This is a genomic window from Furfurilactobacillus rossiae (assembly GCF_013394005.1).
GTDB classification, from domain to species: domain Bacteria; phylum Bacillota; class Bacilli; order Lactobacillales; family Lactobacillaceae; genus Furfurilactobacillus; species Furfurilactobacillus rossiae.
This window is the reverse complement of sequence record NZ_CP040586.1, coordinates 2,536,265-2,561,842: the sequence shown is the minus strand read 5'-3', so window position 1 is coordinate 2,561,842 and position 25,578 is coordinate 2,536,265. Positions and strand designations below refer to the sequence as shown.

At 45.7% G+C, this 25,578-nt stretch carries 21 protein-coding genes, 1 pseudogene and 2 riboswitches; of the genes and pseudogenes, 8 read left to right on the top strand and 14 right to left on the bottom strand.

Features of this window, described 5'->3' with window-relative positions; all coding sequences use genetic code 11:
• Positions 1-60: 60 nt before the first annotated feature.
• The 3 genes from LROSL1_RS12335 to LROSL1_RS12325 are packed head-to-tail and all read right to left on the bottom strand — an operon-like array spanning position 61 to position 2,912.
• The gene (locus tag LROSL1_RS12335) at positions 61-885 is read right to left on the bottom strand and encodes a carbohydrate ABC transporter permease (RefSeq protein ID WP_178914778.1); all 825 of its coding nucleotides are present in this window, start codon (positions 883-885) and stop codon (positions 61-63) included.
• A 24-nt stretch (positions 886-909) separates the two neighbouring features.
• A complete protein-coding gene (locus tag LROSL1_RS12330) occupies positions 910-1,806 on the bottom strand; it encodes a carbohydrate ABC transporter permease (protein WP_017261107.1) in 897 nt (298 codons plus the stop codon).
• Positions 1,803-2,912: an ABC transporter ATP-binding protein gene (locus LROSL1_RS12325; protein WP_178914974.1), complete on the bottom strand. Its 1,110-nt coding sequence runs from the start codon at positions 2,910-2,912 to the stop codon at positions 1,803-1,805. Before LROSL1_RS12325 ends, LROSL1_RS12330 begins: the two co-directional genes overlap by 4 nt.
• Before the next feature lie 517 nt (positions 2,913-3,429).
• Here LROSL1_RS12325 and LROSL1_RS12320 point away from each other — a divergent pair.
• Both LROSL1_RS12320 and LROSL1_RS12315 read left to right on the top strand, forming a co-directional pair.
• The gene (locus LROSL1_RS12320) at positions 3,430-4,764 is read left to right on the top strand and encodes a C1 family peptidase (RefSeq protein WP_178914777.1); all 1,335 of its coding nucleotides are present in this window, start codon (positions 3,430-3,432) and stop codon (positions 4,762-4,764) included.
• 122 nt (positions 4,765-4,886) lie between these two features.
• Positions 4,887-5,510, top strand: a complete 624-nt coding sequence (locus tag LROSL1_RS12315) for a hypothetical protein (protein WP_178914776.1) — start codon at positions 4,887-4,889, stop codon at positions 5,508-5,510.
• A 103-nt stretch (positions 5,511-5,613) separates the two neighbouring features.
• Here LROSL1_RS12315 and LROSL1_RS12310 read toward each other — a convergent pair whose 3' ends face one another.
• From LROSL1_RS12310 to LROSL1_RS12300, 3 genes are read right to left on the bottom strand one after another with little or no spacing between them, the layout of a single operon-like run.
• Positions 5,614-6,561: a zinc-binding dehydrogenase gene (locus LROSL1_RS12310; protein WP_225440532.1), complete on the bottom strand. Its 948-nt coding sequence runs from the start codon at positions 6,559-6,561 to the stop codon at positions 5,614-5,616.
• Between the two features lie 40 nt (positions 6,562-6,601).
• A complete protein-coding gene (locus LROSL1_RS12305; RefSeq protein ID WP_017261102.1) occupies positions 6,602-7,582 on the bottom strand; it encodes an ABC transporter ATP-binding protein in 981 nt (326 codons plus the stop codon).
• The gene (locus LROSL1_RS12300; RefSeq protein ID WP_178914775.1) at positions 7,582-9,117 is read right to left on the bottom strand and encodes an ABC transporter permease/substrate-binding protein; all 1,536 of its coding nucleotides are present in this window, start codon (positions 9,115-9,117) and stop codon (positions 7,582-7,584) included. The genes LROSL1_RS12305 and LROSL1_RS12300 overlap by 1 nt, the downstream gene beginning before the upstream one ends.
• Before the next feature lie 91 nt (positions 9,118-9,208).
• On the opposite strand from LROSL1_RS12300, the gene LROSL1_RS12295 reads away from it, so the two are divergent.
• Entirely contained in the window at positions 9,209-9,823 is a 615-nt protein-coding gene (locus LROSL1_RS12295) for a TetR/AcrR family transcriptional regulator (RefSeq protein WP_178914774.1), read from the top strand.
• A 216-nt stretch (positions 9,824-10,039) separates the two neighbouring features.
• Here LROSL1_RS12295 and LROSL1_RS12290 read toward each other — a convergent pair whose 3' ends face one another.
• A complete protein-coding gene (locus tag LROSL1_RS12290; protein ID WP_017261099.1) occupies positions 10,040-10,498 on the bottom strand; it encodes a GNAT family N-acetyltransferase in 459 nt (152 codons plus the stop codon).
• A 63-nt stretch (positions 10,499-10,561) separates the two neighbouring features.
• Here LROSL1_RS12290 and LROSL1_RS12285 point away from each other — a divergent pair, with 63 nt between their 5' ends.
• Entirely contained in the window at positions 10,562-11,227 is a 666-nt protein-coding gene (locus LROSL1_RS12285; protein ID WP_017261098.1) for an endonuclease III domain-containing protein, read from the top strand.
• Positions 11,224-12,480, top strand: coding sequence for an ATP-binding protein (locus LROSL1_RS12280; RefSeq protein ID WP_178914773.1), 1,257 nt, complete (start codon positions 11,224-11,226; stop codon positions 12,478-12,480). The genes LROSL1_RS12285 and LROSL1_RS12280 overlap by 4 nt, the downstream gene beginning before the upstream one ends.
• Positions 12,481-12,567: 87 nt before the next feature.
• Here the strand turns inward: LROSL1_RS12280 and LROSL1_RS12275 are convergent.
• The 5 genes and pseudogenes from LROSL1_RS12275 to LROSL1_RS12255 form a co-directional block, all read right to left on the bottom strand.
• Positions 12,568-14,217 (bottom strand): annotated as a pseudogene (locus LROSL1_RS12275) (ABC transporter ATP-binding protein); the annotation flags it as partial.
• Between the two features lie 11 nt (positions 14,218-14,228).
• Entirely contained in the window at positions 14,229-15,116 is an 888-nt protein-coding gene (locus LROSL1_RS12270) for an IS3 family transposase (protein ID WP_012390893.1), read from the bottom strand.
• Positions 15,113-15,649: a helix-turn-helix domain-containing protein gene (locus LROSL1_RS12265; RefSeq protein WP_178913386.1), complete on the bottom strand. Its 537-nt coding sequence runs from the start codon at positions 15,647-15,649 to the stop codon at positions 15,113-15,115. The genes LROSL1_RS12270 and LROSL1_RS12265 overlap by 4 nt, the downstream gene beginning before the upstream one ends.
• A 187-nt stretch (positions 15,650-15,836) precedes the next feature.
• On the bottom strand, positions 15,837-17,555 hold the full coding sequence (locus LROSL1_RS12260) for an ABC transporter ATP-binding protein (RefSeq protein ID WP_017260848.1): 1,719 nt from the start codon (positions 17,553-17,555) through the stop codon (positions 15,837-15,839).
• Positions 17,556-18,105: 550 nt separating this feature from the next.
• The gene (locus LROSL1_RS12255; protein WP_017260849.1) at positions 18,106-18,255 is read right to left on the bottom strand and encodes a hypothetical protein; all 150 of its coding nucleotides are present in this window, start codon (positions 18,253-18,255) and stop codon (positions 18,106-18,108) included.
• A gap of 167 nt (positions 18,256-18,422) precedes the next feature.
• Here LROSL1_RS12255 and cls point away from each other — a divergent pair, with 167 nt between their 5' ends.
• Entirely contained in the window at positions 18,423-19,868 is a 1,446-nt protein-coding gene (gene cls, locus LROSL1_RS12250; protein WP_178914972.1) for a cardiolipin synthase, read from the top strand.
• A gap of 63 nt (positions 19,869-19,931) precedes the next feature.
• On the opposite strand, the gene dapF is transcribed toward cls, so the two are convergent.
• Together dapF and LROSL1_RS12240 are read right to left on the bottom strand one after the other, a co-directional pair.
• Positions 19,932-20,963, bottom strand: coding sequence for a diaminopimelate epimerase (gene dapF / locus LROSL1_RS12245; protein WP_178914772.1), 1,032 nt, complete (start codon positions 20,961-20,963; stop codon positions 19,932-19,934).
• Positions 20,956-22,365: an aspartate kinase gene (locus tag LROSL1_RS12240; RefSeq protein WP_178914771.1), complete on the bottom strand. Its 1,410-nt coding sequence runs from the start codon at positions 22,363-22,365 to the stop codon at positions 20,956-20,958. Before LROSL1_RS12240 ends, dapF begins: the two co-directional genes overlap by 8 nt.
• Positions 22,366-22,556: 191 nt before the next feature.
• A riboswitch (Lysine riboswitch) is annotated at positions 22,557-22,740 on the bottom strand.
• Between the two features lie 147 nt (positions 22,741-22,887).
• Positions 22,888-23,065: riboswitch (Lysine riboswitch) on the top strand.
• A gap of 203 nt (positions 23,066-23,268) precedes the next feature.
• Here LROSL1_RS12240 and lysA point away from each other — a divergent pair.
• Positions 23,269-24,600, top strand: a complete 1,332-nt coding sequence (gene lysA / locus LROSL1_RS12235; RefSeq protein WP_178914770.1) for a diaminopimelate decarboxylase — start codon at positions 23,269-23,271, stop codon at positions 24,598-24,600.
• 257 nt (positions 24,601-24,857) lie between these two features.
• Positions 24,858-25,571, top strand: coding sequence for a 2,3,4,5-tetrahydropyridine-2,6-dicarboxylate N-acetyltransferase (gene dapD / locus LROSL1_RS12230; RefSeq protein ID WP_178914769.1), 714 nt, complete (start codon positions 24,858-24,860; stop codon positions 25,569-25,571).
• Positions 25,572-25,578: the final 7 nt, after the last annotated feature.

The window sequence follows — 25,578 nt, the reverse complement described above, 5'->3', positions numbered from 1 at the left end:
GATACAAACACCTGATTCTCGATGGCAACACCCCTTTCGGTGCAAAGTTGTTAAAGCGGTTTAACCCTTAAGACCGGATTTGCTAATGCCGGCAATGATGTATTTTTGTAGGCACAGATAAACGATGATCATCGGGAAAATAACAAATGTTGATGCAGCCATGAGGAGTTGAAATTGTGTTCCGGCATCGCTGGTGAAGGCATTCAAACCAACGGGAAGCGTTCGTACTTTAGCCGTGTTAGTCACAATAAGTGGCCACATGAATGAATTCCAACTGCCAATGACTTCCAAGATGCCGATTGCAGTGATGGCCGACTTGGATAGTGGCACCATCATAGTCCAGAGAAAGTGCCAGTCTGAGGAGCCATCTAGCTTGGCAGCGTAATAGAGTTCGTTTGGAATGGCGTTGAACGTCTGACGTAAAGTGAAAACGGCAAAGAAACTGGCTAACCAGGGGATGATCAACGCGCCATAGGTGTTGATCAAACTAAATTTTGATAAGGTAACGAAGTTTGGAATAATCAACATTTCACCAGGGACCATCATGGTCGACAAGAAGAGTGCGAATAGAAAGTTTTTGCCATAAAAGTTAAGCCGGGAGAATGCAAAGGCAGCTAAAATTGTGGTAAATAACTGGCCAATCGTGGTGACCGTGGTGACGATGAGACTATTGATAAAATATGTTAAAAATGGGGCAGCATGCCATGCAGTGACGAAGTTTTGCCACTGCATGTGCTTTGGAATCCAAGTTGGCGGGACCTTAACTGTTTCCGGCGCTGTTTTTAAAGCAGTTGAGAGCATCCAGATGAAGGGCACTAACATCGTAATGGCGCCCAACGTCAAAATAATTATGAGTAAAGCCTGACTGATTCGCTTTTTTGTCATGCGAAGCTCCTTTTGAACAATCGACTACGCATAGTGCACGTGTTTTCTGCTGTACCAAAATTGAATGATGGTGACGACTAGAATAAGTAAAAATAAGACGACGCCTGATGCGGCCGCAATGCCATATTTCCATTCTGAGTAAAATTTTTGGTACAGGTAAAAAACGATGGTGAGCGTCGATTTACCCGGACCTGGCGAGCCCCCGAATAGAACAAAAATTTCGTCGAATACTTTGAACCCGCTGATGACGCTGGTGACACTGACTAAGAAAGTCATGGGTGAAAGTAGTGGCAAAGTGACATGAATGAAACGTTGCCAGGCATTTGCGCCGTCAATTTGTGCTACCTGATCGTAACGTTTGTCGATATTACTCAAGCCGACGAGGAAAAGAATGATATTGAATCCCAATCCTTTCCAAATGGTCATGATAATTAACGCAGGCATTGCCCAGTGAGGATCATTTAACCAGTCAATAGGATGAACACCAAAATGGCTTAAGAAGGCGTTGAGCAGGCCGTACTGATCGTTATAAATCCACTGCCAGACTAACGAGATGGCAACTGTGCTGGTAACAAAAGGTAGAAAATAGGCTGTTTTGAATAGGCCAGCCAAAAAACGAACGCGGTGTAGCAAGAGGGCAATAATTAGTGACAAGAGAACGGAAAATGGCACGACCCCGAGGACAAAAATCAGCGTGTTACGAACAGACAGATAGAAGTCAGGATCCGAAAAAATAAACTTATAATTGGCCCATCCAAGAGCGCTCACTTTATCGGTAAAGAAGTCGTATTTTGTATAAAAACTCATCGCAAAAGATTTAAAGATGGGATAAATATTAAACACCAACGTAATGATCAGCATTGGCGCAAGGTAGGCGAACGCAATCAACGTTGACTTAATTGTCGGATGTTGTTTGATCATGCGTGAATTACCTCGGTTGGTTTGATCGGTGAAACGTTTGTCGCAATAGTTTCTGGCCAAACACGTTCACCTGACTGGTTGAAGACGAATACGCCTTGTGGTCTCAAGGCGAACTGTAGCGGTTTGCCATTGCGGCCTAAATCCTGTTCTCGAAAACCATCTGCAATAATTGTGTGACCGCCATAATTAAGGGAAAGGCTTGTTTCACGTCCAAAGCGGTTGGACTGAACCTGAGTGCCGCTAAGCGGTAGCAAAGTTAAGTGGTCATGTGGATCCGTGGCTGGAACGATGCTTTCAGCACGAATGGCAACAGTAACGCCGTCCGAAAAGACACTAGTAGGGACAACGGCTTTAAAATCGTCACGAACGTTCGCAAACGGAATGGTGTTAATGATTGGCGATCCAATAAACTTAGCGACAAAAAGGTTGTCAGGTTGATCGTAAAGGCGATTAGGCGTAGTGAACTGTTGAATTTTGCCTTCGTTTAGAACCATGATTTGGTCGGCGATGTGAATGGCTTCCTCCTGGTCGTGGGTTACGAAAACGGTGGTCACGCCAGTTTCTTTTTGAATGCGGCGGATCTCTTCACGCATTTCTACCCGCAATCGGGCATCGAGGTTAGAGAGGGGTTCGTCCAGTAATAAAATGCTTGGTGATTTTGCTAGAGCGCGGGCGATTGCTACTCGCTGTTGTTGACCGCCAGACAGTTCGTTGGGTTTCTTAGATAATTCAGTTTCAACATGGACCAATGCCGCGAGTTCACGCCCTCGTTTGAGTCGATCTGCTTTCTTAACCTTGGCCATTTTCATTGGAAAACAAATGTTGTCCAACACGGTCATGTGCGGGTAAAGTGCATAGTTCTGAAAAACCATTCCCACTTTGCGTGCCAGAGCGTCTTTTTTCGTAACGTTCTGATCACCAAAGAAAATTTGACCACCGGTTGGCGAGAGCAGACCACTAATCAAATTCAAGGTTGTTGACTTGCCACAGCCACTTGGGCCGAGCAAACAGGTCAACTGTCCTTCGGGAATGGTAAAACTAATGTTATTTAAAATGTTGTTTACGTTGTCGTATGCTAACGAAACGTTTTGAAACTTTACATCCACAATGAAACACCCTTTCGTAAACTGAATAGTAAGCAGATATTGGAAAGCGTGAACAAGGAATATCTGCGCCGATAGATTGTTGTACTGACGTCGTTTACTCATTACTAATCGTGCTTTGAAAATGATTGGCAATGTCTAACCAACAACCAGTATACACGATTGAAAACGAGTCTCAAGTGTTATAATGTTCGCTTTATTTCACTAAAAACTCATAAATAAATATATTTATAAAATCTTTTAGAACAAAATGTGAACTATACAAACTTTTGACTTATGATGTAATGAAAATGGTTGACGCGAGTTTTTAACGTTTTACCCGCATTTATTAAAGCAATGTTGTGATTATAAAGAAAACGGTTACTATTATTTTGTTCGCTGACATTGAAAACTGAAAAAATCAAAAACTGGTTTAAGGCAACGATTAATTTGGTAAGGATAGTCAAATGTGAAAAGTTGATTAGACTTTTTCTCATTAAGGAGTAAAATTATTTTATTCTAATTTTTGGAGGCATCGGAAATGAGTGAAGCAGAATTAACACGACCAGTTTTAGACGCGGCCACGATTGCAGACTTACAAGCGGATTACGCCAAGCAACCACAAGCGACCGTCTTAGAACGTGCTGTTACGAAAAATGGCGTTAAGGCAGCCAGTTGGGATAATCGTGCGGCAACGCGATTGAACCGCGCTTTTTCAATCGAAGTTGATACGGGTGCAGTATCCAATCAAAAGCATTCTGGTCGTTGCTGGTTGTTTGCAACGCTCAATACGTTGCGGCACAGCATGGCCAAGCAATATAAGATTAAGGATTTCGAGTTATCCCAGAGCTATTTGTTTTTCTGGGATCGTGTAGAACGCGCCAATACTTTCTATACGAAGATGATTGAGGACGCCACACGGCCAATCGATGACCGTGAAGTGCAACAGTTAATGTCGATGGCCGGTACCGATGGTGGCCAATGGAATATGGCTGCCGGTTTAGTTCAAAAGTACGGCGTCGTGCCTAGTTATGTGATGCCTGAAGTGCACAATACTGAAGACAGCTCAGAAATTGAATTAGCATTGAACACTAAAGAGCGTAAGGACGCTGTTACACTACGTACACTGGTTAGCAACGGCGCTAGTGAGGAACAACTTGAAGAGACCCGTCGACAAATGCTGCGCGAAGTCTACCGCATGGCAGCTTATGCATTTGGTGAACCACCGGTAAAGTTTGACTTTGAATATACTGATGACGACAAAAAATATCACATTGATCGCGACTTGACACCGAAGGATTTCTTGAGCAAATACTTCACGGCCGACTTTAACGACTATGTCGTGGTGACGAATTCTCCGGATAAGGCATACAACAAACTGTACGCAATGCCGGCCCAAGACAATATCGAAAGTGGCAATCCCATTCACTTTTTAAACGTGCCGATGGATGAACTTAATAGGGTTGCAACGGCGCAGTTAAAAGATGGTGAGACCGTTTGGTTTGGTAACGACGTGTTACAACAAATGGACCGGAAGACCGGGTATTTGGATAGCAAACTGTTCCAAACGGACGCCTTGTTTAACGTTGATTCTCAGATGAGTAAAGCCAATCGTTTGCTCACGGGGCAGGGTGAAGTTTCTCATGCGATGACCTTAACGGGTGTCGATGTCGTCGATGATCAACCACGCCGTTGGAAAGTTGAAAACTCATGGGGCAAAGAAAACGGGGCCGATGGCTACTTCGTCATGAGTGCTGACTGGTTTAATGATTACGTTTATGAAGTGGTCGTTAATAAAAAGTATCTGACGCCTGATCAGCAGGCCTTATTGACGACTGAACCAACAATTTTGCCAAGCTGGGATCCATTGGCTTAGTGAAACAAAGAAAAGATTAAAAAATGAGAATTACCTCAAGTTTATTTGCATGTGAACTAGGTTTGAAATTATAATCTACATTATGAGTTCAGTTCGCAGGGAAATCCTGGAGGGAGTTATTTATGAAGAAGGTTATTCAATTCGGTGTGGTTGCTTTATCGGCCTTAGTTTTGGCCGGTTGCTCATCATCAGCAACATCTAAGTCATCGGATAGTTCATCAGTTCGGAGCAGCAAAACACAATCATCTACCTCAAAGAAAGTTTCTTCATCCAGTGATGCCCAACAAGCAAGCTCGACATCAAGTCAAACGGACGATAACGCTTCCTCAACGACAGATGATAGCAGCGCTTCAACGTCTAGCACAGCAGCTGCTAGTAGTAGCGCTACCGTAAGTAGCAGTGCTGCTGCCAGCTCAAAAGCTGTAAGTAGCCAACAACCAGCTCAGAGTTCGGCTGCCTCATCACAAGGCGCAGCACAGGCCGGTACAGCTAGTTCAGCCTCGGCCGTAATAACGAGCCAGGCACAAGCTTTAAACACGCTGGTCAGCCAATATGGGACCAACAATGGAGATACCGCCTATCAGTACCTCGGGGCATCCACCATCAATGGTCAAACGGCATATAACTTTGATGGCTTCTCAAAACAAGCCATGCAAAATGGACAACGTGGTCAAACAGGCGCTTACTATGTATTTGCGAACGGGAAAGTGGTTAACACGTTCACGGATCCAGATGCGATTAAGTAACGCTCATAACAATTTAAAATTTGGCATATGAATCAAAAATGGCTTCTTCTCGGAATTGCGAGAAGAAGTCATTTTTATCGTTCTGGATGTTTTGGAATTGTCATTACTCATGATTGGCAATAACGACAATCTTGCCAATCTTATGAGAATTAATCATGGCCTGATGCGCCTGAGCGATATTTGCTAGTTCAAACGTTTGGGCGATAGGCAATTGTAGATGATGGTTTTTAATGAGCGCGATGGCCTGACTCAACAACTGAGCGTCAACGTTTGTCGATTGAAAGTTGGTGAGGTAGCCTGGTACTTCAAACGGACTGAAATCAGGTAATGACCATGCGCCACCAAGACCACCGGTGACAACGGCTGTGCCCGTAGTGGCAAGGTGTTGCAGAGAATCTCGGAGCGTTGTGGTGCCAACCAATTCCAGAATGCCATCAAACGAAATTGTGGTGTCCAAGCTCCCCTGGTCGAGCAAAGTTTCGTCGGCACCCAAGTCTTGTAACGTCTGTAGTTTACCGGAATCCCGTGAAGTCGTTGAAACGGTGTAGCCCATCGCTTTTGCTAATAACAGAGCGGCGATACCGGCGTTGCTGGTGCCACCACGGATCAACAAGTGAGCACCGGCGGATAGGCGCAGACGATTAAGCGAGCCATAGGCGGTGTAGAAGCTTTCTGGAATGGTTGCGAGTTGTGTCCACGAGTCTTTAATTGGCAATGGGTACAGCTGATGGTTGGGGATGAGGGCATATTCTTCGTAACTGCCGTCAAACTCACGACCGAGTCCGCCCATGAGCGTCATCACCGTTTGACCAACACGAAAACCACTGCCGGCCTTGGTGTCATAAACTGTGCCAACTGCTTCGATGCCAATGACGCGCGGAAACCTAACGTCTGGCGACTCACCGTTACGTGTGAGTAATTCAGCATAGTTTAGACCGAAAGCCATAATTTTCAACACACTATGAGTGGATGTCGACAAAGGCATTGCACGTTCTTCTGCGTGAAAGGAGTGTTCATCTCCTGGATGATTCAAAACCATAGCTAACATCATAAGACCTCCAAACGATATCACAGGGTTAACTGACGATGTGTTAGTGACTGCGATAATCACCGATAAATTTGAATAACTGATCACGGGTTAATAATCGTGTGGGACCGCCTTCGGACTGGATTAACACAGTTTCGTTGCTTTCTAAGGGCGTGAGCGCGTCGCTGACGGTTTGGTCACCATTTAGCGTGACGCGGTCCTCGCCACTTGCCAACGTACTCGAGTCATTAATGTCTTGCAAATATCCCATTACAGCAAGTTTGCTGAGTAACACATGATACACATCATGAGCCATCGAATTTTCGAACAAACGTTGGACAAATTGATCGGCCGGATGACGAACAATTTCGTCGGGTGTACCAACCTGCAACAGTTTGCCTAAGCGCATGACGCCGATGCGGTCACCTAACTTTAGTGCTTCATCCATATCGTGGGTGACGAACACAACGGTACTGTTTAGTCGGTGATGAATGTCGATGACTAGATTCTGCAGTTGGGTTCGCGAAATGGGATCGAGGGCGCTAAATGGTTCATCCATCAGGACAATCTGTGGCTGACCAGCAAACGCACGCAGAATGCCGACCCGCTGTTGTTCGCCACCGGACAACTCGTCTGGCATGCGATCACGGTACGTTTGCGGATCTAAATCGACATCGTTGAGTAACTGATCGACCAGCGTGCTTGTGTCAGCCTTGGATTGCTTTTTCATGCTGGGGATGAGGGCGACATTTTGAGCGACTGACATGTTAGGAAACAGGGCAATCTGTTGCAGGACATAGCCAGTTTGCAAACGCAGTTCACGCACGTTGTAATCCTTGATCCGTTGGCCATTAAAATAAATGTTGCCATCGGTCGGTTCCAGTAGCTCGTTGATCATTCTTAAAGTGGTTGTTTTACCGCTGCCAGAGGCACCGACGAGGACGAAAATTTCGCCGCGGTTGACTGTGAAGGACACGTCGTCGACCGCTTGCTTGTTGCCATAAGTTTTTTTGACGTGATCAAACGTAATTAAAGTATCTGCCATTATCGTGCACCTCCTAAAAGATGATGAGTCGTCAGATAGTGCTTGGCCACGCTGGCGGCGGATTGTTGTTTAACATTAACCTCATAGTTCATTTCTTGCATGTCACGTTCGCTGATGTGACCAGCAAGTTTGTTGAGTGCCGCAATAATTTTAGGATTCTTGTTAGCAAACGTCGTATTCATTAATGGTGCACCCTGATATGTCGGAAATAATTGTCGGTTGTCCTGTAAAGCCACTAAACGGTACTGGCGAATTTGAGAATCAGTGGAGTAACCGTCTGTCAGATTGATTTTGCCGCTATTAATCGCCTCATATCGTAGGTCAGGATCCATTGATTGCGTTTTGAAGTTGAGACCATATTTGCTTTGCAGACCTTTATAGCCGTCTGTGCGATCCAAAAATTCAAGATCAAAACCGCCAAGTAAGTTACCCTCGACCTTTTGTAAATCAGCAATTGTTTTAATATTGTGCGCGTTCGCGTAGCTCTTTTTGATTACAACGGCATAAGTGTTGTTGTAAGCCATCGGTTTCAAATAGGTCATGTGGAACTGTTGAGAAAGATCGTTTTTAGCGTACTGGTAAAGTTGAGTAGGCGGTGTGCCAATTTCTTTTTGATTTTTCGTTGGTTTGACCAAACTTTCCAACACAGTGCCAGTGAATTCAGGGTAAATGTCAATTTGCTGACTCTTGAGGGCGTTGAACAAGAAGGCTGTTTGACCAAAGTTAGGTTTGAGGACGACTTTATCGCGTGGATCCACTTGATGGATCATATCTTTGTACATATTAATTAAAATATCCGGTTCAGAGCCCATTTTACCGGCAATCGTTATGGTCTGCGGTGCGGGTTGAACCGCATGATAAAGACCAACACCGGAAGGGACTAAAATAATCAGGGCAAGGGTTGCTACGGCATAGCGCAACTTGCTCTTCTGCAAAATGAAAATAATGCCGCTGAACACAATTGCCAGTAACGCCGACGCAATCGCACCAATAAGGGTCATGCTATTGTTGTTGCGGTCAATCCCCAGCAAGATGAAGTCCCCTAGGCCACCAGCGCCAATTAAGGCCGCTAGGGTAGCCGTGCCAATAATCATGACCAGCGCTTGTCTAATGCCAGCGATAAGGGTTGGCATAGCGAGTGGAAATTCGACGCGGATCAACTTTTCAGTTCGTGTCATGCCAAACGCATCGGCTGCTTCTTCAAGCGACGGGTCGATGCCCGTGAGCCCAGTTAACGTGCCCGTGAAAATCGGTAGCAGGGCGTAAACGACTAGCGCAATAACTGCTGGGACTGTGCCGATGCCGACGATAGGAATTAATAATCCGAGTAGGGCCAGCGACGGAATAGTCTGAAAAACGCCGGTGATTTGAGTGAGCACGTTAGCCGCGCGGTGATGACGGACAACCAATAAAGCGAGTGGAATCCCAATTGCCATAGCAATCAGCAAGGATACCAGCGATATTTGGATATGCTGCCAAATGGCACTCATCAGGTCAGATCGTCTGCTAATTAATGTTTGCCAAAATTCGTTCATAAAATCAGCTCCTTAACAACGTAGATAACCAGGCAGGAGAATAATGACATGCTATAATGACCATGTTTAGTGAACGAGGTCAGTGAAAGGGATGAATAGCGTGTCTGCTAAAGTGAGTCGAGCACAACAGAAACAACAAACCAAAACGCGTCTTTTTCAGGCGGCGGTAAAATTGATTAAAGAGCAAGGATACGCGAAGACCACGATTCGTCAGATAACACGTGAGGCTAATGTGTCTTCAGGCACGTTTTACGTCCATTACACGTCCAAAGAAGACATTATTCGTGAGCGTTATTATGACGAATTGGCCAACTATGTGAGAGAAAACTATGGCGCTTATGTAGCAGAACATCCGTCAGCAACGGTCGAAGAACGTATTTTGGCGTTCAGCATGCTTCAGTTGCAATTGTCTGCGGATCAGGGCTGGCAAGTGGTCACGTTGGTGTTTACCTCATTCTTTCAGGAAACATTAAACCAAGAGTTCGAATTACGTGACTGGAAGATGCTTAATACGTTAAGAGAATTAATGCAACAGCTAAATGATGAACAAAAATTGGCAAACCACGATCCGGAGTTGGCATTTCAACAGTTATATACATCTGTGCGGGGAATCATGGCGACCTGGGCTTATAGTCGCGGTAACTTTGACTTAGTAACATCTGGCAGGGCGTATTTAACGACTGTTTTGCATGGATTAATGAGTTAATAGATTGATTCACTGAACGCGTTCACTTAATGCAATCATTCTATTCACCGACGTTCTTTTGCGCAATTATCTGTCTTCGACCGTTGACAATTGTGTTTAAATTAGGCGTTTTAGTGGGGTCTGAGAGTTTAAATAAAAAAGCACCGCATCAGATTAACGTTGATCTGACGCGGTGTTTCGTTTGTTAGCGGACTTACCGTTTATATTGACGCTTTTTTAGTTGTGAGGGATAAATGGATAACGGTCTAATCGGGTATCTTCCAAGGTGATGTTTGGCGGGGTAGCTAGATTATCACGTTTGACCTCGCGAAATTGTAATCGTGCGTAGAAATCACGAGCAGGCTGATTGGCGATGACGACTTTTAACTGCATTGGGCCAGTTGCTTGTGTGCGCATGTAGTCAATGAGTTGACTGGCAACACCTTGATGACGGTAATTTGGGTCAATGAAAAGCAAATGAATAAAATTGGCTAAACGATAAAATGACAAGAAACCAACCACGCGCTCATCAATGGTGGCGACGATAATCATTTCGTGATGACTGTCGCGCTCAAAGTCTGCCAGTTGTGGATTGGCGACCCAGGGAAACTCCTGCTGGCGGTCTAATAAATAGATGTTTTCAAGGACAGTATAATCACCGATTGCGGCGGGGCGGATACGAATTAGATCTGACATGACTAAAACTCCATTTTTCGTCAAAATTCAAAATAAGGTAAAATACCATTAGAGGAATAAGATATGAATTTAAAACCACTATACAACATTTTAGAAACAAATATGGGCCGTCAAAATTGGATGTCGACGGAAGCACTGTGGGCACAATCGCCATTTCAGGTGATGTGGGCAGCCATTCTGATTCAAAATGCCAGTGCAAATAATGGGGATGCAGCAGCTCGCGCTTTATTAGCGGCAACGGACAATGATCCGGCTAAGATTCGAGCTTGCACCCCAGAAAAATTGGCCGACATCATTAAACCAGCAGGACTATATCGCACCAAGGCAAAGTACATCATGGCCGCTGCTGAGTGGTCTGGTACTCATGATGACAACGTGGCGGAGATTGAAGCCTTAGATCGAGAGACGTTGCAGGCAGAACTGCTTAACGTAAAGGGTCTCGGTAATGAAACCGCAGATGACATTATGTTGTATGGCTTTCATAAACCGCTATTTATTGCCGACACGTATGCCCGTCGTCATTTTGGCTGGCTTGGCCTAGATGTGCCAAAAAAATATCGTGATTTTCAAACGTTGGTGGAAGCGGACGCTGGACTGAACTGGGACGAATATCAGGAACTGCATGCGCTGATCGATGAGTTTGGTAAGAAGGTTAAGAATCAACAGCAGTGGGATGCCAGCTTTATGGGCGGATTTACACTCTCTGGTACAGAAAGGATAGTCAAATGACAGGAACAACCAATTTAGATGGTTTTGCCGTTCGGCGCCCCTCTGCTGAACCAGTAGTGATTGAGGCGAACCGATTATTTAGCCAACACTTGTTAATTGTGGGACAAACGGGCAGTGGCAAGTCGACATCGGCAGTGGCCTTGCTGAATGCACTGATGCGCCAGAATCAAACGGGGATCATTTTGGACCCCACGGGCGAATACGCGCATTTGCCACATGCGGTAGTTGGCAAATTAGGCGATAACGCCTTTATTGATTTTGCCAAACTATCGGCTGATCAGCTGGCGGAAATCATTGGCATTGATGACGACATCGTCGTGACCATGTTGAGCGCTGCGATGACGAGTCTGCGGCTTGCTTATAACGTCTTACACCAGGAGACACCTTACGTGAAGGTGGGCGTTTCCTGGACGGACTATGAGGCACAATTAGAAAGACTGCACGATTTCCCCCGACCATATGACATTCGCTTGCTACCTGACCAATTATTGGAAGAATGCGTCCAACCCGCTAGTGACGCCGAAGCCGATTTCAGTTTGCTGGGTCAACAGTACGATCGTCCTCGCCAACGACAACTAGTACCAGTGCTGGCAGCCGTTCGGAAGTTCTTGGCTGATCCGACGATGCAACGGTTGTTCCGTTTGCCCCGACCAAAACGGCGGTCAGAACAAGTGCATGTGGACGCTTCAGTTAAGACACAGTACGATGTGGTTTATTTACTGACGATGTTTGCTGCCATGAAATCCCAACACCGTTTTCTTGTGATCGACTTATCAGCGCTACGAAGCAATCTTAAAGTTGGCAAACTGGTTGTATCCACATTGGCTGCGACGTTGCTGGCGATTAAAACGAACTTGCCACACACTGTGCCGATTGTTCTGACTGTAGATGAGGCGCATCGTTATTTGACCGATGCTGCCAGCCACGTCGGTTGGGTTGATCAAGACGGATTATCGCGAGTTGCCAGAGAAGGCCGTAAAGCAGGACTGTATCTGATGCTAACAACGCAGAGCCCGCTCGATCTACCGAGTCAATTGTTAGGTGAATTTGGCAATTTATTGGTTCACCGTGTAACGACGATTGACGAATTGAGTAAACTACCGATTGTTAATGACATTGGGAAAGAATTGGCCCAACAAAACGTGGGTGAAGCAACCTTTGTCGGCAACGGGTTTGAAGAACCGCTGACGGTGACAATGGTGCGGGCCGGGGATGTTCAGCATGATACGGCAAGCCCTCAGTTTGAGGAGTAAACATATGTCACGAAAAATGTTTACACTATGGAAAAAGAACCAGCGATTGTATTCGCTGGTTCTTTTTATGAAGATAATCTAAATAGCTTATTCAAACACAAACTGATTATGATACAACTCCGAATAAAACCCGTGCTCATCGAGCAACTGCTGATGAGTTCCTTGCTCAATCACATTGCCATCTTTCAACACCACAATCTTATCAGCGTTAAGAATGGTTTTCAAACGGTGAGCGATAACAAAGCTCGTGCGACCTTGAACCACGGCATCCATCGCTTTTTGAATGCGCGCTTCAGTGACGGTATCAACGTTTGAAGTCGCCTCATCAAGGATCAATAATGATGGGTTAGTGAGGATGGTCCGAGCGATACTAAGCAGTTGTTTTTGTCCCGTCGAGAAGACGGAATTTTCGTCCGTGACCTTGGTATCGTAGCCATCGTCTAGCGACATGATGAAGTCGTGAATGTTGGCTTGCTTAGCCGCTGCAATCATCTCTTCATCAGTGGCATCAGGTTTTCCATACTTGATATTAAAGGCAATGGTGCCAGAGAAGAGGACGCTATCCTGTAAGACGATTCCGACGTGGTCACGCAGGTTTGTCATGTCAACCTGACGCACATCCTTATTATCAATAGAAACAGTCCCTGAATCGACATCGTAGAACCGATTCAACAGGTTCATAACCGTTGTTTTCCCAGAACCGGTAGGACCGACAAGAGCGACCATTTTACCTGGTTCAACGTCAATGGAAACGCCATGCAGAATTTCACGACCCTTATCGTAACTGAAGTGGACATTATTTAGTGCGGCGCTGGTGGAGCCAGCAGGAATAATGGCGCCTTTTTCTGGTCTGATTTCTTCCGGTTCATCAAACATCTGGTTCAAACGTCGGGCACCCGTAACAGCTAATTGGAACATGCTGTAGAGTGTTGAAATTTGGGTGATTGGCTGATAGAACTGCTGCGAATATTGGACGAAGACAACGACCAAACCAAGGGCAGCGGCCCGGCTCATGCCTGAGTTCATTGTTATCCAACTACCGGCGAAGATAACAATCGCCGTGTTGACTAATGACATGCCTTGCATCAGTGGGAAGAGCATGCCTGAGTACGTTTGCGCCCGTGTTGTGGCCTTACGAACGTTTTCGTTGTGAGGCAGAAAACCGTCGATGGAATCCTGTTGCAGACCGTTAGTAATGTTGACCTTTTGACCGGCAATTTGTTCATTGATATACCCGTTCAATTTGCCGACTTCATCTTGCTGAATATCGGTATACTTGCGGGTACGGTTAATGAGAAAGGTAGCCAGGATGATAGCAACAGGGGCTGAGGCGATGGTGACCCATGCCATTTGCGCGTTCTGCTGGAACATAATAATCAAAATACCAATCATCAACGCGATGTTGGCCATGATTTCACCTAGAGCCTCATTAAGGGCATTGGAAATATTATCCAAATCACTGGTGAAACGGCTGAGAATGTCACCGTCTTGATGGGAATCGAAGAATCGGATCGTCATCCGTTGTAGTTTGCCAAACAAACCACGGCGCATGCGGTTCGTTGAGTAGCCCGTAATGTAGGTGATTGCGATGTTCATGACAAATGTTCCTAGGACACCGATGAAATAGAATAGGCCAAGCAGCCAAACAAAATGAACAAAATCACCTTTATTGCTGACGCCATGCATTAGGCCAAATACATATTTAGCCAGCGAGGTGTGAAGTGAACCCACAAGTTTGGACAACTAAATTAAGCTACTAACTGATTGGCAAGTTCTCGGTATTGTACTGGTGACTTGCCTTTTAGCTTGGTCCTGATTCTACGGTTATTATAAAACTCAATCCATTCAGTCATCGCTTGCGCGAGACTCTCTGGATTTTCGAAGTGTTCATCCATCATCTCTGCTTTCATGAGATGAAAGAATGATTCCATGGCGGCGTTATCTAAGCAAGTCGCCTTACGGGACATACTCTGAAAGGTATGATGAGTTTTAAGCGTTTTTTGCCACTGCTTATGTTGGTACTGAAATCCTTGATCTGTGTGTACCGTTGTTCGATAAGGAAGCTCAGGTAGTCCATCTAATGCTTCTTTTAGTGGCTTCAACGCAAACTCAAGAGTTGGATGTGCGCTAATGTTAAATGCCAAAATTTCACCCGAAAATAAATCCATGATGGGCTCTAAATAGATTCGTTCACTTTGACTCATCTGACCGTATCGAAATTCACTAACGTCGGCGACAAGTTTTTGATATGGTCGATCTGTCTTGAATCGCCGGTGTAACTTGTTTTTGGCGATTCTACCAACAACTCCTTTGTATGAGTTATATTTACGAGTTTGCTTATTAAAGGCCTGACATGTCCAGCCTTGTTCCTTCATAATTCGGAGGACGCGTTTGTGATTAACTTTAAATCCCTGTTCATGCATAACTAACGTTATGCGACGGTAACCGTATTTTTGAGTATACTTGGCATCTGTTTGGCGAATTTCATCAATGGCTTGGATAACCTGGTCATCATCATATTTTCGTCCCTGGCTGTGCTTAGTGTAATAGTACGTGCTACGTGGTATCTTAACGGCTTTGAGGATAAAACTAATCGACGTTTTGAAGACTCGCCTCAGATCATCAATTAAGGTCACGGTTTCGCGTGAGCTGATTTTTCGTGATCTAAGGCATCGAGTTTTTTTAGGAATTCATTCTCGATTCTTAACATCTTATTTTCTTGCTTGAGTTGCTTTAACTCATCTTTATCGTGGCGTGCTTGAATTTGTGCTGTTGTGGGTTTGGTTACTTTTTTATGCTTATGCTTAGCCATAGTCTTTGGATCTCCTCTCACTCTATTTAGGCCACTGAGTCCCTTTAAATCAAACTTTCTTTGCCATTTCCAGATAGTACTTGGTGAAGAGAGATTGAAGTGTAGTGCTGTTTCTGAAAGCGAAGCTTGGTGCTGTTGTTTCCAGTTTAATACTTCTATCTTGAACTCACTAGAGTATTCCAAGTTCATAGGTCTCGGTTTTAATCCTGCAATGCCAAAACGATTAAAGCGATGAACCCATAGGAGAATCGTTTCATTGTTGGCAATATGGTATTTTCTGGCCAATTGAATGGAACTAATACCCGTTAAATATTGTGTCACAATAGAAATTCGTAACTCTAAATTAAATTTAGTCATAATAAATCCCCCGAGATTGTTGTCCAATCTCGGGGGTTCACTTCAGTGACGGCCTTTCCCAGGTAAATAGGGGCCTTAACCTGAAAGTAGGTAGAAACGATGATAGCAATAATAACGATCGTAAAACTAATCTTATAACGTTTCAGATAATGATAGAAGAAACGCATTGAGCGACCAACGTCTGACATTAGGCTTCCCCCTTTCCCTTTTGAGTCTCATAAATTTCTTGATAGAAGTGGTTATTAGCAACTAATTCTTGATGGGTGCCTTCACCTACAAGTTTCCCGTTATCGAGGACTAAAATGCGGTTGGCGTTGATTACTGATGAAATTTTTTCTGCAATGACAAACGTAGTTGTGCCTTTTAGTTCATGGTTCAAAGCTTCCTGAACCAGCTTTTCTGACTCGGCATCTAGCGCAGATGTGGAGTCGTCCAGAATCAAAATCTTTGGCCGGCCAATCACGCCTCGCGTAATGGATAATCGTTGCTTTTGCCCACCAGAAAAGTTGCTGGAACGTTCCTCGATATTAGCATCGTAGCGATTTGGCAAACGGTCAATGAACTCAGCAGCTTGCGAAATCTTGCTGGCTCGATCCATATCAGCAATTGAGGCATTTTTGAGACCTTGCTGAAGATTATGCGCCACAGTACCGGAAAATAGGATGGCCCGTTGCAGTACAAAGGCGACTGTTTTACGTAGTGAACGTTCATTGACGTCTTTCAAGTTAACGCCGCCAACACTAACCGTACCGCTTTGCGGGTCAAACAAACGGGGGATGAGCTGAGCTAGGGTGGACTTACCAGCCCCAGTAGCACCAACGATGCCAATCATTTCGCCGGGTTTAACGTCAAACGAAATATCTGACAGAGTTGGTTGATCATCACCATCATAAGTGAAGGAAACGTGGTCAAATTTAACAGATCCGGTTAAGTCTTGCTCCGGCACATCCTTCTTATAAACGATGTCTGGCTCAGTGTTCATGATTTCGTTTAACCGGTTTAAGGACACCATTGCACGAGCGGAAAAGGTGAGCATCATACCACCATTAATAATGGCAAACATGATTTGCATCAGATAATTAATAAATGACGCAATGGCAGCAACGGCACCTGGATGTGTTTGGGCAATGTCGCCAGTGAAGTAGATGGCGGCAACCACTGCCATGTTCCCAATCAACATAAAGGCGGGAATCATTAATGAAAAGAGAATACCGACGCCAATATTTTGGTCGTTCAGTTTGTCAGAGACAGTATTGAATCGTTTTTGTTCATTGTTTTCTTGATTGAATGACTTAACCACGCGGACTCCAGTTAAGTTTTCCTTAGCCAGTTCGTTGACACGGTCGATTAAAGTCTGCATTAAACCAAAGCGGCGTCCCATTCGACCAAACGTACTAAGAACGACAAGCATAACAAGGACAATCTGAATCACGATGATCCACCAAAGCTGTGGCAGCGTGTTCAACGCGAGAATCAGCGCACCGACAAACATGATGGGAACTCGAATCAGCGCTTGGAGGACGGTCATAATTAGGTTTTGTACCTGATTGATATCGTTAGTTAACCGGACAACTAAACTGCCGGCTGAAAAACGTTCGATGTTACTAAAAGAAAATGCCTGAATTTTGCGATAGGCCATTTCCCGAATCGATGCGGCCATTCCCATGGCTACTTTAGCGGAGAAGATGGTGTTCAACACACCGGCAATCAAACCAACGAGCGCGATGACAATTAATGTGATCCCAATCGTTAGTATTTTATGATTATTGTTGGCGATGATGGCATTGATCACGTTTTGCAGCAATTTAGGTTGCCACAAACTGGCGGCAGCCATTACGGCCGCTGAAAAGACAGCCCAGAAGATCCCCCAGGCAAAGGGTTTTATGTTGGCGCGGATAATTTTCAAGGTTAATTAACCTTCTTTCTATGAACTATTGTTAATTTGATTTTTCGGTGATGGGCTTATGCTACCGGTTGTCAACATTGAAACTTCGCTGCGGGACCGGTTCAAGCCGGGAGTGCACCGTCTTTCACCTCGCCGCCAAGCCTCTGAGAACCGCGAGTCTTGGCGACCGTCCGTGCTGTAAATTCGAGAAGCCCATTCGAATTAACACCACTTTCACTGCTTCGTTTCAATGTTGACGCCCTTTCGCTCACATTCTGCATCAAATTAACGTTATCACTGTGTAGAATTGCGTGTGAGATAAATTACTATTCGGAGCTTTTATTGAAATGTGAGTGGAGGCAAACAGGGACAGAGTTTCGTGGTAGCAATACTTAGTGGGCGTACTTGGACCACTTAGTATTGCAGGGCGACTTCTGAGATCGGGTTATGAGCTCAGAATCGAGACCCAAGACCGTCTTGTGGGCTTGGGTCGGTCCCATGAAACGGCGTCCCTGTTTGCTGTAACGGTCAGTCTTGAAAGAACTAATTTTGTACTTCAATTTACACAGGTTTAATGTCGCCGATGAAGATAAATGGCGACAATGATAACGATGATGAGGAGCAGAATGATGGTACTCCGCGAATCATGCCCCAAAGCTTGTCGAAGCAAACGGAAATACCCAATCCCGTGAGGCAAAAAGACGCCTGAAATGGACCACATGTGTGTTGCCTCCTAAATTACTTTGTTTGACTTATTATACGCATTACAAAAATTATGAGAAAGCAATAAGTTGTTTGTGAGCAAATTTCCACAAAAAGGGGTCGCGTTGCTTCCTAAAGATGAGTAAGATGAAATTAGCATTTACGCGTATTGGAGGACCAATCCAGATGAACTGGGCACATTTTATTTTTGAAACAATTATCTATGTAAACGCGGTGTTGGCGTTCATTACCGTGTTTCGTGAACCGCGTGATATTTCAGCGACCTGGGCCTGGCTGCTGGTGCTGGTGTTCTTACCGATCATCGGTTTCATTGCTTACGCCTTTGTCGGTCGGCGATTGCCGAAGAATCGACTATTTCAAATTCAGGAACAAGAGCAGTCACAGCTTGATGAGCAGCTAGCGCTCCAGCGAGCGGAGTTGTCATCAGAGCGAAATGACGCGGATGATGTAACTGCCACCGCGTTAGGTACGGTCAATCTTTTTATCGAGTCAGATCAAGCCTTTTTAACTCGTAATAATCGAGTGCACATTATTTCTGATGGGAAAGTGCTGTTCCACCAGATGTTTGAAGACATCGAACGGGCTAAACAGAGTATCCATATCGAGTTTTATACGATCTATAATGACGACATTGGTAACGAGCTGTTGCGTTTGTTGATTCGTAAGGCGGAAGCTGGCGTGGCTGTGCGGGTGCTATACGATTCATGGGGTTCAATGGGTGTGCGGCCTAAATTCTATGATCCGTTGCGAGCCGCGGGTGGGGAGGCATATCCCTTCCTGCAAACGCGTAGTGCGTTAGTGGATTTTCGTTTGAACTTCCGTGATCACCGTAAGATTGTTGTGATTGATGGAGCCATTGGCTATACCGGTGGCTTTAACGTCGGCGATCAGTATCTTGGCCGTAAAGAAAAGTTTGGTTACTGGCGTGATACGCATCTTCGCATTGTTGGGGCAGGCGTTTACGGACTTCAGTCACGGTTTATTCGTGATTGGAACGCTACCAGTCGTACCAAACCGTTAAACGTTACCAACGATTTCTTCCATATCACCAAGGTGAAGGGTGAAACCAACATGCAGATTGTTTCATCTGGTCCCGATTCTGATAAAGAGCAGATTAAGATGGGCTACTTACGATTGATTAACTCAGCTCGTAAACGGCTGTGGATTCAGTCGCCATACTTAATTCCGGATGACTCCGTTCTAGATGCGCTTCGAGTCGCGGCCGGCAGTGGTGTAGATGTCCGCATTATGATTCCAAGCAAGCCAGATCATGCCTTTGTATACCGGGCAACCGAGTATTACGCAAAGCAGTTGTCTCGAAACGGCGTCAAAATTTTCAAGTATCGCAACGGTTTTATCCATTCTAAAACGATGGTCGTTGATGACGGGGTTGCCTCTGTTGGATCGGCGAACTTAGATTTCCGTAGTTTCAAACTAAACTTTGAGGTCAATGCCTTTCTGTATGATCCTAAAGTGACCGCGGAGTTGGCTAAGCTATTTGAAGCCGATATGCGCGTCAGTGAACTGACGACATATGAGACGTTTGCTCAACAATCGTATTGGCGTAAGTTCAAACAAACATTTTCACGCCTATTGTCACCAATTCTGTAGAGAATAAATATAAGGGATTGGTTTCGCAGCTAGATTGCGGAACCGGTCCCCTTTTTTGCAAGCTTAATGTTCATCTGCAGTTGGACGGACATCACCAAATGACCAATGTGGTAACTGGGACACGAATTGGTGGTAGGCGGTCTCTTCTTGAGTTGCGGCAACCTCTGCACTGGCAAGGTTGCCGGCGTGTAAGTCAGCTTCGCTCAAACGCAAATAGTCAGTGAAGGTCGCGTTGCCGATTAGGTCGATAGTGTACGCGGCGTTTTGGTGATGGACGCGCGTTTGAACCATGCCACCTGGATTATAGATGGTCAGGAGTTGGTCAAGCTGAGCGGCTGGATGAGTCAGTACCCAAATTAGCGATGTGGCCGACATGCCGGTACCACAGGCGTTTGTAAAACCAACGCCGCGCTCAAACGTCCGCACAAAGAGGGTAGTGTCATTGATTTCCCAACCAAAGCTGACATTGACGCCATCAGGAAACCACGGGTTTTGACCGTTTAATTGTTGCCCGAGTGTGCCCAAAAAGGCGGTTGTTAACGCATTGGGATGATTATGGTCTGTGAGACTAATCAAATGCGGGTTTGGCACGGCCACAGCGGAAAAGGTTGCCGATGAATTTGTTGAAAACGACAAGTTGTTCTCGTTTAGAAGTGGTGTTGTCGGGATTTGATGTAAACCAATCGAAGCAGCATCGAAACTGATGGGTTGAATGCTGACACTAAACGCGGGCACATCTGGCGCAAACGGAGTCACTTGATGAACTGGTAAATCAGCCGCATCTGTTTCAACTTGGAAGTCCGTTTGATGCGTTTGTTCTGCAAGATAGCGGCTGACGGTTCGTAAGCCGTTGCCACACATGCTTGCTTGGCTGCCGTCGCGATTGAATACCTGCATTCGGCCAATTGCGTTGGGATGACGACTGTCACTGACGACCAGGACGCCGTCTACTTTGCCCAGCCCTGCTGGTGCTGTGTCGTTGACTTGTTGCGCCAAATGACTGAGTTCAGCTGAGGTGAGGGCATGTTTAAGTTGTCGTTGATCAAGCAGGTAAAAACTATTTTCAGAACCATGAACCCGAATTAAATTAACCATGGGTAACCTCCTGTGCTGGTTGACGAAGTGGCAAACTAACTGGTTGATTAAAGAAGTCATTATAGATGAGGCGAACGGCGTCATCAGCCTGCGCTTCGCGAACACCAATCATGATGGAAATTCGTGACGCCCCTTGGTTGATCATTTGAACACCAATGTGGTGAGTGGCTAGCGGGTGCAAAATCCGGTCAATGACACCGACCTGATTGCGCATACCTTCACCAACCACCATCAAGATCGCGTAATCATCGATCCACTGCAGGCGGTCTGGTTGCAACGTTTCTTTGATATCTGCTAGCAAACGAGGGAGGACATCTGTCGGAATTTGATTGCGATCGAAGATGATCGTTAAATCGTCAATTCCTGAAGGCATGTGTTCGTAGCTAATGTGGTAGCGGAAGAGGATCTTGAGCAACTTTAATGTGAAGCCAACTTCCCGGTTCAACAGATACCGGTGCAGGTAGAGCGCTGCGAACCGTTTGGAACTGGCGACACCCGTGATTAATCGTTTAGGCTGTGACTGATTCGTTGGTACAATCAGTGTTCCTGGCGCACTGGGATGATTGGTATTCTTTACGCAAATGGGTACCTGACCTTCAATGGCAGGAATAATTGCCTCATCGTGAAACACTGAGAAACCGGCATATGAAAGCTCACGCATCTCAACGTAGCTCATCTTAGTGATTGGGGCTGGGTTAGCGACCACGTTGGGGTTCGCGGCGTAGATGGAGTCGACATCCGTAAAGTTCTCGTATTCAGTTGCATGCAAACCACGAGCAAGAATGGCACCTGTGATGTCTGAGCCACCACGGGAAAAGGTTGCAAGTTGACCGCTGGTTGTATAGGCAAAGAAACCAGGGACGACCCATAGTTTATCTTCCGCTAGCAGCTCCTGACGGGCCACGGCCAGGTGTGTGTATGTCTGGGCCAAAATGGTCGCGTTGTTTGGCTCCTGCGTGGCAATTAAGCCAAGTTCGTGTGGGTCAACGTAGCGAGCGGCTAATCCCTGCGTATTTAACACCAGCGCTAGTAACTGTGCGTTTAACTTTTCCCCATGGGCTTTAAACGCAGCCATTCTAAAGGCTGGGCCACGAAATGATGTCGTTGGTAGGGCCAAAATTTGATCTGCCAGTGGCTTAAATTGAGCTGCCGAAATATCAAACGCTGTTGCGATTTCTTGATATCGGTCGATGATTTGCTGGCCGATTGACTGCTGTGTTTTACCATGCGCACGTGCGTAATCAATCAGTAAATCGGTAACTTTTTCATCGTTCTCATTTCGTTTGCCGGGTGCTGAAACGACCACCACGCGGCGTTGCCTATCCATTTGTAAAATCTGTATGACGTCGTTAAAATGCGTCGCATCTGCCAAAGAACTGCCACCAAACTTAATTACTTTCATCGATCCTAACCTCGCTTACCACGGTCGTTTTTCCAAACTGACCATTGTTTTGATGTTAGAAGGGGAATCGACACTGAAATCATTCACACCCACGATTACATTTAAAAAGCGCACCCAATGACTTTGTTTAACGAGGTCATTGGGTGCGCTTAGTCTAATCGAACGTAATCGATATAGTACCGGTTATGTATGGTCGTAGATAGCGCCCCGCAACTTTTTTGTTAGTTGCGACAGTCCTTGGGCTGTTAACCCAAGTCCCAACCCTAACTGAGACGAGTCAGTCAAAGTTTCGGCGAATCATCCTTTCACTAAGCGTCGTTAACCTCGTCGATTTCCTCTTAGTTACTTTTAATCTTCGCAACCTCTTCTATGATTACTGGCAATTATAGCGAATTAGTTTTCAATTACAATAGCTAAATGAAAATAAATGTAAACGCGTTGGTACAGCGTTTTACTTGGAAATATAAAATTCAAATGGGGACTTGACGGGTTATGAAAAGAGCGATATGCTCATTAAAATTAAATGTGAAAAGAGGTTGCAACCAACAAGAGTAATCAGCGGAGTCGGGTCACGACATAGAAACTGATGAAAGGGGCGGTTGCCGAAGCTGGACGATTGACCATCGCTTTGGCTGGGATGTTGATGAACAATCAGCAAACTGTCGTGATGAAAAATTCATCGCGGGGCGCTTACGACATTCAGAAACGAAATGAATTTATTTTCGGGACTCTTTTGCGTACGCACCTATGCAAATGAGCCCCTTTTTCGTGCTATGTGTCTGTGCTTTCGGTTGTCAATGTTGACGCCTTTCAGTTTACCTTGCAAAGATGATCGCCGTATAGGCAAAGCGCATAACCGTTTGAACAGACACATAACTTCTAAAAACTAAAAGGAGCAAAAAAATGACAACAACAGTTGAGTCAACGACAAATCATTTAATGATCGGCGGTATGGATACCGTCAAACTGGCAGAGCAGTTTGGCACACCGCTGGTTGCTTACGATACGCAGGATATCGTTCGCCAGGTGAAGGCCTTTCAACAGACGTTTGCTAACCATCGAATTGATGGCATCGTGAGTTACGCGTCGAAAGCCTTCTGCGTGAAGGGAATCTATCAGCTGTTGGCGCCACTTGGCGTACATGCGGACGTTGTGTCAGCAGGCGAAATGGCAACGGCGTTTGCGGCCGGCTTTCCAGCATCTCGACTGAGTTTTCACGGGAATAATAAGTCTGTGGATGAACTGACAATGGCACTGGATCATCATCTTGGCACGATTATTGTTGATAATTTTGTTGAGCTTCATTTATTACAACGTTTGCTACAAGAACGGGGCGCAACCATTGCGATTCAAATTCGAGTGACCCCCGGCGTTAGTGCCCATACACATCAGTACATTCAAACGGGTCAGGTCGATAGCAAGTTTGGTTTCGACATTGGTTCTGGTCAAGCGGATCAAGCGCTGACAGAAGCCTTAGCGGATGACCATCTAGAGGTTCGTGGCGTTCATGCACATATTGGATCGCAAATCTTTGAGAGTACCGGCTTTGTAATGGCAGCCGAGAAACTGATTGAATTGCTGACCCATTGGCATGATGCGTTTGGCTATTCCGCCCAGGTGCTAAATATAGGCGGCGGGTTCGGCATTAAATATGTGGAAGGTGACGATCCACAATCACCGGAGGACCAGCTTGATACTGTGTTGACGACGATTGAGGCTAGGTTAGGCAATCATCATCTAGAAATGCCGGAGATTTGGATTGAACCTGGCCGGTCGTTAGTTGGTCCGGCAGGAATCAATTTATATCGGGTTGGCGCAAACAAACGTGTCCCCGGTTTGTTACCATACGTGGCCGTTGATGGCGGCATGGGGGATAACATTCGACCAGCGTTGTATCAGGCGGCATACGAGCCGGTATTGGCTAATCATGTTGAAGATTCTTCTAAAGAAACCATCCATATTGTCGGTAAATATTGTGAGTCCGGCGACATTCTAGTAAATGAAGCGACGTTGCCCGTTACGAAAACAGGCGATGTGATTGCACTCTTAGCCACCGGTGCATACGGTTACTCGATGGCCAGCAACTACAATCGTAATCCACGTCCAGCCGTCATTTTTATCAATCACAAACAAGCCAGCGTCGTCGTCCGACGCGAAACTATCCGCGACATGCTCGCATTAGATGAGGATTTTAAGAAGAGTGCCACCGAAGCCCTGGGAGAAGTTGAGCAATAACGTGGAAGGCGTAGCATTCGGTGGGCTGCCGGATGAAACGCCTTTCAGGTTATGCGCAGGCTTCTGGGCGACAGGTGCACGTTTAGGAAGAGTGATGCCTAACTTCGGTTGAATCCGAGCAATAAGAAACGAGACGGAGTATTCGGTGATTTTCCGAATGCTTTGGCTTGTAGCCTATGCACAGGATTCAGAGGTTAGGTGCACGTTTAAAAGAGTGCCGCCGAAGCTCGGTAAGTCAATCATTGAGGAGGATTCACATGGCAGAATTAGATGCGACACAAATCATTCATACGATAGCGACCGCTAAGAAACAAACGCCGGTCAAGGTCACTGTTAGTGGCGATCACTTACGTCAACTGACGATTCCAGATGGCATTGAAGCGTTTATGGAAGATCATACTGGTACGTTGTTTGGCAGCTGGCCGGTAGTAAAACCATTTCTTGAAGTACACCAAGATGTGATTGCGCAAACGCATGTGGAAACTAATGCCACTAATTCAGCGGTTCCGTTATTAGATGCACGTGAAATTAACGCCCGCATTGAACCGGGTGCCATCATTCGTGATCAGGTGGTGATTGGTGATCACGCTGTCATTATGATGGGTGCGTTGATCAACATCGGCGCAGAGATTGGTGCTGATTCAATGATTGATATGGGTGCCGTGCTTGGTGGGCGTGCAATCGTTGGCAAACATTGTCATATCGGTGCCGGCGCGGTGCTAGCCGGGGTAATCGAACCAGCTTCTGCAGAACCCGTGCGCATCGATGATGATGTGTTGATTGGGGCTAATGCAGTGGTTATTGAGGGCGTTCATGTTGCGGAACACGCGGTAGTTGGTGCTGGCGCTGTGGTAACTGAGGATGTGCCAGCTAATACCGTTGTTGCTGGTGTTCCAGCTAAGGTAATTAAAGTTAACGATGCGAAAACGCAGGCTAAAACGAAACTTCAAGATTCGTTACGAAAGCTCTAGCACGTTT